Annotated in this window: 14 protein-coding genes; 7 read left to right on the top strand and 7 right to left on the bottom strand. The window is 39.3% G+C overall.

The window, feature by feature from the left end; translation table 11 throughout:
• Window positions 1–28: 28 nt before the first annotated feature.
• Entirely contained in the window at window positions 29–1,606 is a 1,578-nt protein-coding gene (rny, locus tag ESY88_RS03425) for a ribonuclease Y (RefSeq protein WP_147084618.1), read from the top strand.
• Between the two features lie 32 nt (window positions 1,607–1,638).
• On the opposite strand, the gene ESY88_RS03420 is transcribed toward rny, so the two are convergent.
• Both ESY88_RS03420 and xerA read right to left on the bottom strand, forming a co-directional pair.
• A complete protein-coding gene (locus tag ESY88_RS03420) occupies window positions 1,639–2,784 on the bottom strand; it encodes a sensor histidine kinase (RefSeq protein WP_147084617.1) in 1,146 nt (381 codons plus the stop codon).
• A gap of 98 nt (window positions 2,785–2,882) precedes the next feature.
• Window positions 2,883–3,791 (bottom strand): site-specific tyrosine recombinase/integron integrase, encoded by a 909-nt coding sequence (gene xerA / locus ESY88_RS03415; protein WP_147084616.1) that lies wholly within the window; start codon window positions 3,789–3,791, stop codon window positions 2,883–2,885.
• Between the two features lie 1,021 nt (window positions 3,792–4,812).
• Between xerA and ESY88_RS03410 the strand changes: the two genes are divergently transcribed.
• From ESY88_RS03410 to ESY88_RS03390, 5 genes are all read left to right on the top strand, one after another.
• Window positions 4,813–5,331 (top strand): outer membrane beta-barrel protein, encoded by a 519-nt coding sequence (locus ESY88_RS03410; RefSeq protein WP_189702508.1) that lies wholly within the window; start codon window positions 4,813–4,815, stop codon window positions 5,329–5,331.
• Between the two features lie 254 nt (window positions 5,332–5,585).
• The gene (locus tag ESY88_RS03405) at window positions 5,586–6,218 is read left to right on the top strand and encodes a porin family protein (RefSeq protein ID WP_147084614.1); all 633 of its coding nucleotides are present in this window, start codon (window positions 5,586–5,588) and stop codon (window positions 6,216–6,218) included.
• A 354-nt stretch (window positions 6,219–6,572) separates the two neighbouring features.
• Entirely contained in the window at window positions 6,573–7,190 is a 618-nt protein-coding gene (locus ESY88_RS03400) for a porin family protein (RefSeq protein WP_147084613.1), read from the top strand.
• A 197-nt stretch (window positions 7,191–7,387) separates the two neighbouring features.
• Window positions 7,388–8,023, top strand: coding sequence for a porin family protein (locus ESY88_RS03395; protein WP_147084612.1), 636 nt, complete (start codon window positions 7,388–7,390; stop codon window positions 8,021–8,023).
• 414 nt (window positions 8,024–8,437) lie between these two features.
• The gene (locus tag ESY88_RS03390) at window positions 8,438–9,046 is read left to right on the top strand and encodes an MCP four helix bundle domain-containing protein (protein WP_147084611.1); all 609 of its coding nucleotides are present in this window, start codon (window positions 8,438–8,440) and stop codon (window positions 9,044–9,046) included.
• 59 nt (window positions 9,047–9,105) lie between these two features.
• Here the strand turns inward: ESY88_RS03390 and ESY88_RS03385 are convergent, their stop codons facing one another.
• The 5 genes from ESY88_RS03385 to pheT all read right to left on the bottom strand — a co-directional run bounded on the left by ESY88_RS03385 (window position 9,106) and on the right by pheT (window position 14,642).
• Window positions 9,106–10,209, bottom strand: a complete 1,104-nt coding sequence (locus ESY88_RS03385) for a transporter substrate-binding domain-containing protein (RefSeq protein WP_147084610.1) — start codon at window positions 10,207–10,209, stop codon at window positions 9,106–9,108.
• 123 nt (window positions 10,210–10,332) lie between these two features.
• Window positions 10,333–10,710, bottom strand: a complete 378-nt coding sequence (locus ESY88_RS03380; protein WP_147084609.1) for a diacylglycerol kinase family protein — start codon at window positions 10,708–10,710, stop codon at window positions 10,333–10,335.
• Window positions 10,710–11,210 (bottom strand): thiol peroxidase, encoded by a 501-nt coding sequence (gene tpx, locus ESY88_RS03375; RefSeq protein ID WP_147084608.1) that lies wholly within the window; start codon window positions 11,208–11,210, stop codon window positions 10,710–10,712. The genes ESY88_RS03380 and tpx overlap by 1 nt, the downstream gene beginning before the upstream one ends.
• A 149-nt stretch (window positions 11,211–11,359) precedes the next feature.
• Window positions 11,360–12,211, bottom strand: coding sequence for a phosphatase PAP2 family protein (locus tag ESY88_RS03370; protein ID WP_147084607.1), 852 nt, complete (start codon window positions 12,209–12,211; stop codon window positions 11,360–11,362).
• Between the two features lie 4 nt (window positions 12,212–12,215).
• Window positions 12,216–14,642 carry a phenylalanine--tRNA ligase subunit beta gene (gene pheT / locus ESY88_RS03365; protein WP_147084606.1) on the bottom strand — a complete coding sequence of 809 codons (2,427 nt, stop codon included), beginning with the start codon at window positions 14,640–14,642 and terminating at the stop codon, window positions 12,216–12,218.
• A 119-nt stretch (window positions 14,643–14,761) separates the two neighbouring features.
• Between pheT and ESY88_RS03360 the strand changes: the two genes are divergently transcribed.
• Window positions 14,762–15,988 carry a peroxiredoxin family protein gene (locus ESY88_RS03360; RefSeq protein WP_147084605.1) on the top strand — a complete coding sequence of 409 codons (1,227 nt, stop codon included), beginning with the start codon at window positions 14,762–14,764 and terminating at the stop codon, window positions 15,986–15,988.
• Window positions 15,989–16,026: the final 38 nt, after the last annotated feature.

Raw genomic sequence — 16,026 nt, 5'->3', positions numbered from 1 at the left:
ATTTTGAAAATTAACTAACTAAACACTCATGGATACCAATATAATTTTATTTATCGTAGGAGGCGTCATTATAGGCGTCATACTCGGGTTTATTACAGCTAAGACTTTAGAAAAAAGCAATGCCTCGAAACTCATTAAAAACGCCGAAGCTGATGCGAAATCGATTCTGAAGGATGCCAACAGTGAAGGTGAATCCATCAAGAAAGAAAAGATTCTTCAAGCCAAAGAGAAATTTATAGAGCTTAAGTCTGAACATGAAAAAGTGATCCTGGGCAGAGATAAAAAAATGGCCGATGCAGAAAAGCGAACGAAAGACAAAGAAAGCCAAGTCTCAAGCGAATTGGCAAAATATAAAAAGTCCAACCAAAGCTTAGAGGATAAAATCAAGGATTACGATTTCAAATTAGAATACTTAGATAAAAAGAACGACGAATTGGATAAGGCTCAAAAAAGCCAAATCAAACAGTTGGAAGTTATCTCCAGTCTTTCTGCGGAAGATGCGAAATCGCAACTCATAGAGTCCTTAAAAGGCGAAGCTAAGAGCGATGCCATGGCTTATGTGCAAAACGCCATGGAAGAAGCGAAATTGACTGCCGAGCAAGATGCCAAAAAAATAATCATAAATACCATACAGCGCATAGGCACAGAGGAAGCTATTGACAATTGTGTTTCTGTGTTCAATATTGAGTCTGATGACGTTAAAGGTCGCATCATTGGTCGTGAAGGTCGTAATATTAGAGCGATTGAAGCTGCCACGGGTGTGGAGATCATTGTTGACGATACGCCAGAGGCCATTATTTTGTCCTGCTTTGATTCTGTGAGACGGGAAGTGGCACGTTTGTCACTTCATAAATTGGTGACCGATGGGCGAATCCATCCAGCACGTATTGAGGAAATTGTTCAAAAAACCGAGAAACAAATTGAGCAGGAGATCATAGAAAATGGAAAGCGTACAGTTATAGACTTGGGCATTCATGGTTTGCATCCAGAGTTGATCAAGTTGGTGGGGCGCATGAAATACCGCTCTTCATACGGTCAAAACTTATTGCAACACTCCCGCGAGGTGGCGAAACTCTGTGGCGTAATGGCTGCGGAATTGGGATTGAACCCAAAATTAGCCAAACGAGCTGGTTTGCTGCATGATATTGGTAAAGTACCATCATCTGAAGCAGATATGGAAACACCCCATGCCATTCTTGGGATGCAATGGGCAGAAAAACACGGCGAGAAACCAGAGGTTTGCAATGCCATAGGTGCACACCACGATGAAATTGAAATGACCACCTTATTGGCACCAATAGTACAAGTGTGTGATGCCATTTCTGGAGCACGTCCAGGCGCAAGACGTCAGGTATTGGATAGTTATATTCAGCGTCTTAAAGATTTGGAAGAAGTCGCCTTTGGGTTTAATGGGGTCAACAAGGCTTATGCCATCCAGGCTGGTCGTGAATTGCGTGTTATGGTGGAGAGTGATAAGGTGTCAGACGAAGATGCGTCTAATCTTTCATTTGAGATTTCACAAAAAATCCAAACGGATATGACCTATCCAGGGCAAGTAAAAGTGACGGTAATTAGAGAAACCAGAGCTGTGAATATTGCGAAATAGTTGGAAAGTAAATTTGACATAAAAAAAACAGCCTAGCGCTGTTTTTTTTCTTTTATGGAAATCTTAAATGTGGTGCCAATGCCAACTTGGCTTTCCACATCAATCATACCTCCTAAGGTCTCAATCTGGTTTTTGGTAATGTAAAGACCAATACCTTCAGAGTTTTCATTGCCATGAAACGTTTGGTATAAACCAAACAAAGACTCACCATGTTTTTCGAGATCAATTCCCAGGCCATTGTCTTTAATGGTAATCAACACTTCACTTTGAGATATTTTAGAATCAATATCAATAATGGGTGCTCGATCTGGATGTGCATATTTTAGAGCGTTCGACGCTAAATTGAAAATGATGCTTTCCAAATAGGCAGGATTGCTATACAAGAACAGTTGATCACTTACATTGTTGTTGATTGTGGCATTTTTACTCGCAATCTCTAAGTCCAACAACTTGGAGATTTTATCAATATACGCATTCACGTTCAAAAGTTCACAATCGATGTTGGTTTTGGATTGTCTCTGTACAATCTCATTGAGATTTTTAATGGTATTTGAAAGTGACTTTGATACGGTTTTAAGGTGCTCAACCAGGTCTGATTTTTCTGCGTTGGTTTGAGCTTCATCATAAAAAGTCAATAAACTTTCAAAATTGCCAGCATATTCCTTTAAATTATGGGTAACGATGTGTGCAAAGTTGTTGAGTTTTTTATTCTGGTTTGAAATGATCATTAAGTTTTGGACACTCTCTTCCTCTTCGGCCTTCTTCTTGGTAATGTCCAGGGTGGTGCCAATAAAGCGCGTGGGGTTGCCATTGATGTCAAAAGCTATTATTTTTCCGCGGTCCAGGATCCACTTGTAAGAGCCATCTTTACATCTAATACGGTGTTCACTGGAATATTCTGTCGTTTCGCCTTTGAGATGGGCATCGACTAATTTTGAAAGCTCTTCTAAGTCATCGGGATGAATGCGCAGTCTCCAATCAGATTGCGAGTAATCAAATTCTGATATGCTATATCCATAAATGGACTTTGATTCTTTGCTATGGTGAATGTGGTTTTTGGAAATATCGAAGTCCCAAACACCAATACTGGAATTCTCCAGGGCGTATTTGTAAATGAGTTTATTATGCAATAAGTCTGAATATTCCTTATCAGATTCCTCAATTTCGGCCTGATTCATAAACATATAAATTAGGTAATAGATTAGTAGATTTAGGGGTCTAATTTTACAAATATAAACAAAAATCGATAAAAAGCAAATATATTCGATAAAATGAACTATTTCCTAGGATGAAACTGCATTAAGGTCTTTTTTAAATGGGATCTATCTACATGCACATAAATTTCTGTAGTGGTAATGCTTTCGTGACCTAACATCATTTGAATGGCTCTTAAATCGGCACCATTCTCTAAAAGATGTGTTGCAAAGGAGTGGCGAAAAGTGTGCGGTGAGATGGTTTTATTGAGATTTATGGCTTTGGCCAAATCCTTGATGATTGTAAAAATCATCGCTCGGGTAAGCTGTTTTCCACGATTATTTAGAAAAAGGGTGTCATTAAATCTTGGGTCCACATTCATATGGCGTCTTAGCTGTGTCCAAATGGCTATGTACTTTTGCGTATTTGGGTTTATGGGAACAAACCGCTCTTTATCGCCCTTGCCGGTAACTTTGATGAAGCCTTCGTCAAAAAACAGATCTGAAATTTTCAATGCTATCAACTCGCTCACTCGAAGTCCGCAGCTATATAAGGTCTCCAAAATTGTGCGGTTGCGTTCGCCAATGGCCACATTGTTATAAGTTTTAGCGAGATCTATAGCTGCGATTAGTCGGTCAATATCGCCAATACTCAAGGTGTCTGGAAGTTTTCTGCCGATTTCTGGGGACTCAATATGATCTAATGGATTGGTGTCACGGTAGTCTTCAAACACCAAGTAACTAAAAAAACTGCGCAAACCAGAGATGAGTCTGGCTTGGGAACGTGCATTAAGCTTTTTGGACGCTTCGTAAATAAATTGCTGAATTTTTTGGTAATCAATTTCGGTTGGTGAGATTGAAATTTGATTTTCATCCAGAAATTTGATGAGTTTTAGAACGTCGTATTCATAATTCTTTATGGAGTTGCTTGAGAGGCCTCGCTCTATTTTGAGATAGTATTTATAATCATTGAGGGCTTGGGACCAGAGCATGCTTTAGTTTTTATTGGAAATAGAAAAGCAGATTGCCATCGATTGGATCAGATGTTTCAACTTATCTCGTCAAATTTAGCTTTTAAATGTCGGTTTTAGTAAAAACCGCTCGATTCTTAGGGTTTGAATCCGAAAAAGGCTGCTTAAAGAAAGTGACTTACTTTGAGAATATGGAGAAAATCTGCACGCGTCTAAATGATTCGATATTGAATCCCTGCAGAGGGATTTATTCCGCTAGGCGTGTCTCGTAATACAAAGAACAGCCTTCAATTTATACCTTGTGGGCTTGCCCCGAGCTTATTGATGTAATACGTCCCGGTGATGCTTCAAGAACTTCTTAAGTAAATTATTTTATGAGCATTCAAAAAAAGTCAAAGGTTTCTTATTATTCCATATGGCAGGTAAGATTTAAACCATTCCTAAATTGTAAGGTACTCAACGCCCTCGCAAAACCCAGGTTTCCTATGCTGAATATGGCACTATTTAGAAAGCATCAGGCTTCTGTATAAACACCTTTCAGCTTTACCTATTTCAAATCAGCACGTGTTTATATGTATGCTTACCAGTTATTTACCGGGCGGTTTAAAAAGTTTATTCCCAGATGAGGACTTGTGAAGTAGTGACACGATCTATCTTAATTCTGCAAAAAAAATTGAATTCTGTATGGAAAAAGAGAAACTGCTGATTGAGCGATTGTATAAAATACCAGATCTTAATAGGCTCAACTCCGCAGGCACTAGTTCTAGTCATAACGAGGTATTGAATAGGTGCAGGCGCAAATGAATTCACAGCAAGGACCAAACTTCAAAAGCGCTGATAGTACCGTGATTTGATTGAGAATAAAATCAGTTTAACCAGCGATGCCGATATGTTAATTGTTGATAACTCTAAAATTTAGAGGTATGATATTAAACTTGTTATGATATAAATGTTCAAAAAAATGTTAATAACTTTATCCTAAAATTTCCTACTCTCGAAAAAAATGGCTTCTTTTGTAATGAACATTTTAAAACTCTTTATTATGAAAAAATTAATCTTAGTTGCTGTTGTAGCAGTTTTTGGATTGGCGAACGTCAATGCACAAAATTTTAATGCGGGTATTAGCGCCGGGCTTCCTATTGGAGATTTTAGCGATTTATATTCGTTCAGCGTAATTGTTGACGTCAATTATCTTTGGGAAGTGTCAGAGCAATTTGATGCGGGTGTGACTGTTGGCTACTCTCACTCTTTTGGTAAAGATGAGGATCTCAATTTGGATCTAGGTGATTTCGGATCCTTTGATATTGAGACTGAAGATTTCGGTTATATTCCAATTGGAGCCGCCGGACGTTTTAACGCATCTGAAGATTTCACCATTGGCCTCGATTTGGGCTATGCCATAGCTGTCTCGCCAAGTGGCAGTGATGGTGGCTTTTATTATGCACCAAAAGTTCAATATGGTATAACCCAATCTTTAGACATCGTTGCTGCATATAGAGGTGTTAGTCTGGATGGTGGTTCATTTGATATTGTTTCTCTCGGTATTGAATTTGGTTTGTAAGAGCTAGTTTAGCATATTTATGAAGGGACGCTTTTTTAGCGTTCCTTTCTATTTTAAAACATAGCGACTTTTAATAAATCACTATCTATCTGTAAACGTCGCTAATATTAAGTCTCAACTGAAGGTTTCATAAAGTGCTGCGTATCATTTATAGGGTTCAAGATTCTAAGGTATTTGTCAATTGATGAATATTAAATTAGAGTATTAAAGAATAAATCACGTTGTTAGCTTATCCAAACTCATAAACTTTTAATATGAAAAAATTAATGTTATTAACTTCGATGCTAGTGTTCGGATTGGCTATTAGTAATGCACAAGAAATAAAATTCGGGGCGAAGGCTGGTGTGAATTTTGCGTCTCTTGGTGGAGACCTCAAAGATGTTGATGGCAGAACTAGCTTTCATATTGGGGCTGTTGCAGAGATTGTGATCTCCCAGCAGTTCTCTTTTCAGCCTGAGTTGGTGTATTCTTCCCAAGGCTTCAAAGTAAACGGGACCGACTATACCATTGGGGTGGCAATTGATGTTGAGCAAACCTTAAAATTAGAGTATATCAACCTACCTTTAATGGCTAAATTCTATGTTGCAGAACAGTTCGCTATTGAAGCTGGGCCGCAAATAGGTTTCCTTGTTGCTGCAAAATCTAAAATAGAAAGTACATCTAATGGAACTTCAGAATCGAATACCGAAGATGTAAAAGACTTTTACAAAGGCATCGACTTTGGTCTCGGAGCGGGTGTATCTTACAAATTGGAAAATGGCTTGTTTTTTGGAGCGCGCTATAACCTGGGCTTATCAAATATATCTGAAAATGGTAACGCGGAAATTGCGGATGATTTTGAAACGCAAAATAATGTAATTCAGGTTTCTGTAGGTTATTTCTTTTAATTTAGTAACCTTAATACAGTGTTTTATAAACTGAAGCTTTTATGCTTCGGTTTTTTTTATGCCTAAAAAATTAGCAGGAACTATTGATATCGCATCGTTTCCGATTTCAAAAATCCATTTCTCAAGTTTTGAGACCGAAAAACATGCAATAACTCTTAAAGATTCCTTAATAGAACTTCGGCTTTTGTTGGCAATTCCCAAAAAATTGTTAATAAGTGAATTTTCAAAATGTTGAATGATAATCACTTAATCGGTAAGGTTAATAAATTTGTTGATAAGGTCAAACCTAAATTTGATGGTTCAATAAATAAGCGAGTCCTTTGGCTGACTAATAATTATAAAACTCTTTTTACTATGAAAAAATTAATGTTATGTGCTGCGGTTGCAGTATTAGGATTTACAACTGTCAATGCTCAGGCAATAAGATTTGGAGCAAAAGCTGGTGTTAATTTCGCCAATCTTTCTGGTGATGATGTGGAAAATGCTGACGGCCGTACAGGTTTGAATGCAGGACTTGTTGCAGAAATCGGGATTACGGAAACTTTTAAAGTGCAACCTGAAGTATTGTATTCTCAACAAGGACTCCAAGAAGATTTTCAAGGGGGTGAGTCTAAGTTGAAATTGGATTACATTAACGTGCCAGTAATGGCAAAATATTATGTTGCTGAAGGATTCGCGCTTGAAGCTGGTCCGCAATTTGGATTCAACATCTCCTCTAAATATGAAATACAAATCGAGGGTCAAGATGGTGAAGAATTGGCTTCTACCCAAAGCGATGTCGAGGATGGTGTTGAAGCATTTGATTTTGGTATTGGCGGAGGCGTTTCCTACACCCTTCCTTCTGGACTTTTTGTTCAAGCGCGTTATGTGCATGGTTTGACCAGTGTATATCAAGGGAGTAACGAGGGTGTTTTCCAAGATGACCTCAACAACTCCAATCTTAGTGTTTCTATTGGATATTTCTTTAACTAGTAAAAACATTTAATTTTATCTAAACCGAAGTTTCCAAGCTTCGGTTTTTTTAGTTTAAAATAGGAATAAGTATCGATTAAATACATAAACCACAGTTAAAATACTTTGTTTTATGTATTTTTTCTTGCAAGACATGAATTCTTAAACTAAGTTTACAGCTTAATTTTTCAAATAACCCCTGTTAATCTACCTTAGTTATGAAAAGAATCTCAATGTTCGCAATTATTGCCATTTCCATTATAGCCAGTTCCAATGCCCAAGAATTTAAGTTAGGCGCCAGAGCTGGCGTCAATTTATCGTCCATTGGTGGCGATGACACAGGGGGTGTAGGTGGCTTAACCGCTTTTCACGCTGGGTTGGTCATGGAGATCCAATATTCCGATAAGTTCTCCTTTCAGCCCGAAATCCTCTATTCCGGACAAGGTTATACTAATGAATTTTCAAAAACCACTACAGGTATAACGAGAAGCCTCAATGAGACCGTTACCTTAGATTACGTTAGTGTGCCTTTGCTGGCCAAGTATTTTTTTGCAAAGGGCTTTAGTGTTGAAGCCGGACCGCAGCTTGCATATCTAATTTCTGCTAAGCGAGAGTTTGTGGAAACGGTCTCTGGTGGGTTCAATGCATCAGAATCAGGTTCAGAAGATTACAAGGATTCTACTAAAAGTTTTGATTATGGTGCCGCCTTGGGGTTTAGTTACCAAATTGGAAGCGGCACAATTATGAGCGCGCGCTATTATCTTGGCTTGGCAAATATTGTAGATATTGAAGCCAGCGACCTTAAACGTCAAAATAATGTGATTCAAATTTCAGTGGGCTTTATGTTGGATTAGAACACTTAAAATCCAATTCCTTGACCGCTTTTTCAATAATCGCTCTTGATCAATAACCTTTTGTGCAATGGCGTTGTTCTTTAGGGCAACCCCTGTTTTACTTCCATGAAAAAATTGAAATTGGCGTTTCACGATAGTGACTAATGTTACAGCACCATTCAATTTAAGAACACTGGCCAATACGATAACTTGCTGTTTTGTACTTGTCTAAATGAGTGCCCACTACATTTCATTCTTCCCATGATAGTTTAAGGCTTTATTTAAAAAATCGGTTCCAGGCGTTATGCCTTATTTCACTGCTATAGATGCAGTGACCTCTTCGGAAATACTGGCAGCTCATAGTTGGATTTATTCACATAGATTGCGCACTTTTTTCGTATTTTCGTTAGCATTAAACAATAAACAACTGTAATTATGAATTTTTACAACAAGGTTAAATGGGTACTCGGTATTTTAATGGTTTTTATACTCATTTTAAGTACAAATTTAATTGATAGAAATAATTTTGCTAGGGTTAAGGAATCGGTCGTTACCTTATATGAGGATAGACTGGTGGCCAATGATTTGATTTTTGAAATGTCGCGATTGATTCATGAAAAGGATATTTCTCTTGCCACCAATGATAGTTTGTATTTTTCAAAACGAAACCGTCAAGTCAATGAGGAAATTAATGATAATTTGGCGCAATTTGAACTTACCAGATTAACCCGAAAGGAAGAACAGGTTTTTGATGAGCTAAAAAGCAATATAGAAACCTTAATGACGGTCGAAACTAACCTTGAACGGCTTTGGCCAAATCAAAACACAAAAGCATCAAATCGTATTTCCAAAATTAGGATTAACCTTCACGAATTGTCAAAAATCCAATTGAATGAAGGAAAAAGGCAGCTTTCTATTAGCAAAAAAGCCATGAATACGGTGGAGCTCTTTACCCAGATCGAAATCTATCTCCTGATTTTCCTGGCCATTGTGATTCAGATTATTGTGATGTACAATCCCAAAAGGAAGGAAGAAACTGAATAGTTGTTAGGTTTTTAAATAGTCAATCAAATGGTTATTCCGCCATATAATTTGACGATTGCTCATTCATCTTTATCCAAATAGAAGTCTATTATTTTTGTGGTTTTTTGAGCTTCAGCGAGCCTTAACAATGCTCTATTCACATCATAAACCAAAGTAGAACTCAGCGGAAACGCAAAGCCATAGCCTTGTTTGTAGTATTCTGCCTTGGCAATGAAAAGATCGTCATTGCGATGGTTCTTCAAATAATATAACAATTGTGGTCTGTCGTAAACCACCGCATCCACTTCCTTTTCCCTAAGTTTTGAAATGGCGTCGTCTAGTGTGCTTACACCCGTGATTTTTGTCTTATAGGCTTTAAGATAGGATTCAGTTGGAGAGCCAATAACTGTTGCCGTTTTTCTGCCAGACAATTCTTCAATAGTAGATACTGTGGATGACCCCATCGAGGTTAAGGTCAATGTGCTCGCAATACCAGCTATCATGGACGTTGCAAAAATTATGGAGATGATCATCCAACTTCCAGCAATGATTCGGCCTGCAAGGGTTATGGGGGCTTTGTCACCATAACCTGTGGTACTCATGGTGACGATCGCCAACCACATACCCGTTCCCACGCCTTTGACAGGGCTTTGAGAGAACTGGTCTGGAGATTGTTTGCGCTCTGCCAGCCATAACAGGGTTCCTACAATAGCGAGTATGAACAGAAAAATAAAAACGGCCACAATAAGTTTTGCACTAAATAGAGGCTTGATCTTTTGCCAGATATTGAGGGCGTCGGCTCTAGAGAGAATGGCTAAACTTGAATTGTAGAAAGGCTGTGAAAAACGAAGATACTCTACCCGGTTGGCCGTTATGCTTATAGGACCAACGACCAAATCCAATTTGCCGTTTTCTAAAGAATGCAGCGCATCCTCAACGGTATCGAAAGGCCTGTATTTAAAATTCCATTTTTTTTGCTTGGCAATGTTTTCCCATATTTCGATGGCAATTCCTTCAGCATTCGCAGCATCGCTAAAAACAAAGGGCTCACTGCCCGCAATACCTACCTGTAAGGTGTCTTTTGAGCTTATACGGTTGGTGTTTTGAGCGTAAAGATTGGGTTGTAAATGATTTAGTAGAAATACTAAGACTATCAGGATAAGGGACTTGAACTTGTAAATCATCTAATATTATTTGGATTATAGATTTAGGAAATCGCAAGATAAAGAAATATTTAGAGTTGAGAAGCAGGTTGGCTGATGCTTTAAGAATGCCTATCGGCACCTAATACATCCTATAAACAGTATTTAGAGAAGGTCTATAAGCCTGGGTAGATATATAATAAGCGCCACAATGAAAGCACTGGTGGCGGCCATAAAAACTGCTCCTGCCGCAATATCCTTGATTCTCCCTATGCTTGTGTGATGGTCTGGATGAATAAAATCTGCCATATATTCAACAGCAGTATTTATTCCCTCCAAACTCAATACCAGACCTATGCAAATGACTTGTAGGATCCATTCGGTATTTGAAATTTTAAAATAGAAGCCAGCAACAGTGACCAAAATGGCAAATGCCACTTGAACCTTGATACTGGCTTCTGTTTTAAACAAAAAAAGGGCGCCATTATAAGCATAGCGCACACTTTTTAGTCTATTGATTAATAGTGATTCTTTCTTTGCCATTATTTTAAGGCCTGCAATGCCGACTCATAATCTGGCTCATCGGCAATTTCCGGAACTTGCTGGGTATATATGACCTTGCCATCAGGATCAATAACTACAACGGCTCTTGATAATAAGCCTTCCATTGGGCCATCGGTAAAAGTGACCTCATAATGCTTTCCGAAGTTTCCATCTTTAAAATCTGAAAGACTTTCAACATGGTCTAAGCCTTCCGCAGCACAAAAACGTGAGAAGGCAAATGGTAAATCTTTAGAGATGCATAACACTTTGGTGTTTTCAACGTCTCCCGCCTTTTTATTGAATGATCTTACCGATTGGGCGCAGGTACCTGTATCAACACTCGGGAAAATATTCAAGATCACATTGTGACCGGAATAATCCTTTAAGGTTTTTGTGGACAGGTCTGTCGCGGTTAATTTGAAGTTTGGCGCAGTGCTTCCTTTCTTCGGAAGTGTGCCTTGGGTGTGAATTTTATCGCCATGAAGTGTGACTTGTGCCATAATATATAGAGTTTTGATGAATGTTAAATTTACGGATTTTTTGAGCTCTAAACGAGAATTGCGAGCGTAATTTTGGAATTGTTTAACAAAACGGAAGCTCTAAAAATCCCAATGGAAATAAATAAAACAAAAGATAATTTGCAGTGTCCTTAAAATTGACCTACGACCCCAATAGTATTTGAACCAAAAGTTATGTTCCAAGAGATTGTTTTTGGTCTTTTAGGGTAATTGTATGCGTCTTCATTAAACAAGAACTTGTCCACCCCATCTACAATAATAATACTTAAAGCTGTGCTAAACGCGATATCTGTAATCCAATGCGCGTCGTCAATAAGACGAGACATAGGAGGAATAGCACCTATAGCATATATCCCGGTTTTTATCCAAATATTATCGAACTGCTTGGCAATGGAATGTGCCATAGTTACAGATAATATGGTATGTCCTGAAGGGAAAGAGTGAAATCTACCTTCTTTTGAAAATGGAGAAAAACTGTGGTTCCCAAGTTCAGTGCCAGGCCTCGCACGACCAATAGCAGTTTTGGTAAAAGATTGTATCAAGCCACTCGTAATAGACGAAGTAATGATGAGCACACTTGTTTTTCTAACCTGTTCATTTTTTGTGAGCAAGCCAAAACCATATAAACCAGCGTTCGCCATGAAATAGTTTTGCGGACTCCCAAAATACCATCCAAAATCACGCAGTATTTCGGGTACATGCTCTCTTCCGTTAGAAGCAAAATCTCTTACAGGATCATCTGCCAAACTCAATAATGCAGTTCCTGCAATGAGAGTTCCCATTTTGGTAAAATCCTTGGCTTTCCAATAAATAGGACGGCTTAACGAATAACCAACACCTTTTGCAGTGTACGTAGCATCATGCTTCATCAATTGCCAAATAGATGTTGTGTCTTTATCCTTTTTAGACTCTAAGCTTTGCCCATAAGAGAGTTGCGCAACCAAAAGCAGGGTCAGCCAGGTATTTATGTAAATTGTTTTCAATAGTTTATCTTAATTCTGCGCCAAGCTCTCGTTCAAAATTGCTTTGGAGTTTGCTCATGATCTTGTCAATTTGCTTATCGGTCAATGTTGTTTGCTCATCTTGAAACACAAAACTTACCGCATAACTTTTCTTCCCTTCAGGAAGGTTCTCTCCTTGATATACATCAAAAAGATCGACATCCTTAAGCAGGCGCTTTTCAGTTTTATTGGCAATGGCGTCTATTTGCTCAAAGCTTACGGCATGGTCCAATAAAAGCGCAAAATCACGTCTTACCTCTGGGTATTTGGTCACGTTCTGGAAATTGACTTTGTTATGTTTCGCCATATCAATAACGCTGTCCCAATTGAAATCGGCAAACAACACTTCTTGGTCAATGCCAAAATGCTTTAGAATGCGTTTTTGGACGATTCCAAAATCCACCAAGTGATTTTTACCCAAACTAAGACTTATCCCTTCAGAAAACACATCATTTTTTACGGGAGCTGTCTTGTAATTTGAAAGTCCCAAACGCATCAAGACCGCTTCGATAGTGCCTTTTAGGTAGAAAAAATCGCTGGGTGATGCTGTGCTATTCCAGCGTTGTTTTGTTTTGTCTCCTGTAAGCAGAAACGAAAGGTGCTTATTTTCTTCGTGGGTTCCATTATAATTATGGTAGGTTTTTCCAAATTCAAACAATTTTAAATCCTCGCGCTTTCTGTTCAGGTTGTGACTTACGGTTTCCAATCCCGAAAATAATAGGCTTTGACGCATCACACTCAAATCATGGCTCAAAGGGTTAAGCATTTCGACATTGTGTTCTGCTTTTAATTGATCGCTCAAGGCAGCGTACTTTGGCGTAGTCAAGGAATTTGATAGAATCTCGAAAAAGCCTTGGGAGGCCAATTGGTTCCCGATGACGTTCTGTAACTTGTAATCCTCAAATTTAGAGGTATTTGAGATGGATGCATTTAATTTTTCAGTAGTCTTGATTTTGTTATAGCCGTAAACACGCAAGAGTTCCTCAATCACATCTGGCTCGCGTTGCACATCGTTTCTATAGGCAGGCACGGTAAGTCCGAGTCCTGTTTCTGTAACATTATTGATCTTGATTTCCAAGGAGGTTAAAATACTTTTGATGGTTTCCTTGGGAATGTCCTCCCCAATTAATTTTCTGGCGTTCTCAAAACTCACGCGCACTTGAAAATCCTCGATTTTCTTTGGGTAATATTCCAAAAGATCACTGGTTACATCGCCTCCAGCAATATCCTGAATCATGATTGCAGCGCGTTTGAGCGCATATTCTGTGATTTTAGGATCGATACCTCTTTCAAATCTAAACGAAGCATCGGTATTGAGGGCATGACGTTTAGCCGTTTTTCTAATGCTTACCGGATTGAAATAAGCGCTTTCCAGAAAAATACTCGTGGTATGCTCGTTGACGGCAGAATGTATTCCGCCAAAAATACCTGCAATACACATTGGTTTTTCAGCATCGCAAATCATGAGGTCTTCAGCGCTCAATTCGCGCTCAATCCCATCGAGGGTTTGAAATTTTGTGCCCTCTGGCAATGTTTTAACAATGACTTTATTGCCCACAATCTTGGCGGCATCAAAGGCATGAAGCGGCTGTCCCAATTCGTGTAACACGTAATTGGTAATATCCACCACGTTATTTTTGGGTGTTATACCAATGGCTTTGAGTCGGTTTTGAAGCCATTTGGGAGAATCGGCCACTTTGATGCCAGAGATGGTAAGTCCACAATAACGTGGTGCCAAATCGCTGTTTTTAACGTCTATATCAATTTTGAGCGTTCGGTTTTCAACGTGAAAGGCACTTACCGATGGGGTAATGAGCTCGGTGTTTAGACCTTGCTGCACGAAACCAGCTTTTAAATCTCTCGCCACGCCAAAATGGCTCATGGCATCGGCGCGATTGGGGGTAAGGCCAATCTCAAAGACTTGGTCGTTTTCAATCTCAAAAAGTTGGGCAGCAGGTGTGCCCACTTTGGTTTTTGCATCTAAAACCAGGATCCCTTCGTGGGAATTTCCAAGGCCGAGTTCGTCTTCAGCACATATCATTCCGTGGCTGGATTCGCCTCTTATATTGCCTTTTTTGATGGTCCATGGCTCGCCTTCCGCAGAATAAAGCGTAGTGCCAATGGTGGCTACCGGCACTTTTTGTCCAACCGCAATATTGGCTGCCCCGCATACAATTTGCAAGGGACTCTCGGCGCCAATGTCTACAGTGGTCACTTTGAGGCGGTCGGCATTGGAGTGCTGCACGCAGGTAAGTACTTCGCCAACCACAATGCCTTCTAAGCCGCCTTTGACGGTTTGGTAAGGTTCAATGCCTTCGATCTCGAGACCTAAATTGGTAAGTAATTCGCCGGTTCGTTCTGCAGGCCAATCGGTTTTTAAAAACTGTTTTAACCAGTTGTAAGAAATTTTCATTTGTGAGTTCTAAATAAGGGGCAAAGATAATAACTCTCGCTAGTTTTATTAATTCGTTGTTACGTTTTATTGTAAGATTTTCATATTTTTCAGACAATTAAGTTCTAAAAAACCATTTTATGCTGAAAGCACTCGTATATATTAGCGTCCTTATTTTTTTAATTTCCTGCAAATCAAAACCCTCCCAATCTTTGGAAGCAGGTTTATGGAGGGCGGAATTACAACTCACTAATGACGAAGCCTTGCCTTTCAATTTTGAAGTGACTGCTGCGGAAACCTTAACTATTTTTAATGCAGAGGAACAAATAGAAGTGCATGACATTGGTTACAGTGGCGACACGGTTCGTATTCAAATGCCTGTTTTTGAAGGTTATATCGAGGCGATTCACAGCAGTAACAGGTTAAAGGGAAGCTTTGTGATTGAAAGTTTGGACCGTCGTGTCCCGTTTTCTGCCGAATTTGGCAAGGAGTTTCGTTTTGAAAGCACCTCTAAGGAATCGCTGGAAAATGTTTCGGGTACTTGGGAAGCGCTTTTCAGTCCAAACCTTGAAGCAGATCGATACCTTGCCAAAGGTGTTTTTAAGCAGGATGGCAGCAAGGTCACCGGTACTTTTGAAACTACCACGGGCGACTACCGTTATCTGGAAGGTGTGATGGATGGCGATGTGATGAAACTTTCCACATTTGACGGGGCTCATGCCTTTTTGTTTACTGCAAAAGTGACAGATAGCACAATGAACGGCAAGTTTTATTCTGGTAACCACTGGGAAGAGCCCTTTACCGCTAAACGCAATCCCAGTTATGAGTTGCCAGATGCCAATGCGCTTACGTTTTTAAAGGACGGCTATGAGCGTTTGGAGTTTTCTTTTCCAGATGCCTCTGGTAAAATCATAGCTTTGTCTGACGAGCGCTTTAAGGGCAAAGTGACGGTAGTGCAACTCATGGGCACCTGGTGTCCCAACTGTTTGGATGAAAGTCGTTTTTATGCGGAATATGACAATGCCAATCTTACCAAGGATATGGAATTTGTGGCTTTGGCTTTTGAATATGCCAAAACCGAAGCAGAAGCTTTTGAAAGCATCACCCGTTTAAAAAACGAAGTCGGAATCAATTATCCCATTCTTTTGGCACAATACGGAAGCTCAAGCAAATTGCAGGCTGAAGAGAAATTGCCCATGCTGAATCACGTGTTATCCTATCCCACCACGATTTTTATAGATAAAAAGGGCAAGGTTCGAAAAATTCATACCGGTTTCAATGGGCCAGCAACAGGGGAGAAGTACAGCGATTTTAAAGTTGAATTTGATGATTTTATAAATGAGTTGTTGGCGGAAGAGGCTGAGTAAATGAATGGGATTCACGGGATAGTATTCGCGCATATTTT

It is taken from the genome of Subsaximicrobium wynnwilliamsii, assembly GCF_007997225.1.
GTDB classification, from domain to species: Bacteria; Bacteroidota; Bacteroidia; order Flavobacteriales; family Flavobacteriaceae; genus Psychroserpens; species Psychroserpens wynnwilliamsii.
This window is presented reverse-complemented; position numbering and strand designations above follow the sequence as displayed.

What these genes read in the sequence shown, in the direction of transcription:
- rny (WP_147084618.1), top strand. Translation starts at nt 29, where the DNA reads ATGGATACCAATATAATTTTATTTATCGTAGGAGGCGTCATTATAGGC.
- ESY88_RS03420 (WP_147084617.1), bottom strand. Translation starts at nt 2,784, where the DNA reads ATGAATCAGGCCGAAATTGAGGAATCTGATAAGGAATATTCAGACTTA.
- xerA (WP_147084616.1), bottom strand. Translation starts at nt 3,791, where the DNA reads ATGCTCTGGTCCCAAGCCCTCAATGATTATAAATACTATCTCAAAATA.
- ESY88_RS03410 (WP_189702508.1), top strand. Translation starts at nt 4,813, where the DNA reads ATGAAAAAATTAATCTTAGTTGCTGTTGTAGCAGTTTTTGGATTGGCG.
- ESY88_RS03405 (WP_147084614.1), top strand. Translation starts at nt 5,586, where the DNA reads ATGAAAAAATTAATGTTATTAACTTCGATGCTAGTGTTCGGATTGGCT.
- ESY88_RS03400 (WP_147084613.1), top strand. Translation starts at nt 6,573, where the DNA reads ATGAAAAAATTAATGTTATGTGCTGCGGTTGCAGTATTAGGATTTACA.
- ESY88_RS03395 (WP_147084612.1), top strand. Translation starts at nt 7,388, where the DNA reads ATGAAAAGAATCTCAATGTTCGCAATTATTGCCATTTCCATTATAGCC.
- ESY88_RS03390 (WP_147084611.1), top strand. Translation starts at nt 8,438, where the DNA reads ATGAATTTTTACAACAAGGTTAAATGGGTACTCGGTATTTTAATGGTT.
- ESY88_RS03385 (WP_147084610.1), bottom strand. Translation starts at nt 10,209, where the DNA reads ATGATTTACAAGTTCAAGTCCCTTATCCTGATAGTCTTAGTATTTCTA.
- ESY88_RS03380 (WP_147084609.1), bottom strand. Translation starts at nt 10,710, where the DNA reads ATGGCAAAGAAAGAATCACTATTAATCAATAGACTAAAAAGTGTGCGC.
- tpx (WP_147084608.1), bottom strand. Translation starts at nt 11,210, where the DNA reads ATGGCACAAGTCACACTTCATGGCGATAAAATTCACACCCAAGGCACA.
- pheT (WP_147084606.1), bottom strand. Translation starts at nt 14,642, where the DNA reads ATGAAAATTTCTTACAACTGGTTAAAACAGTTTTTAAAAACCGATTGG.
- ESY88_RS03360 (WP_147084605.1), top strand. Translation starts at nt 14,762, where the DNA reads ATGCTGAAAGCACTCGTATATATTAGCGTCCTTATTTTTTTAATTTCC.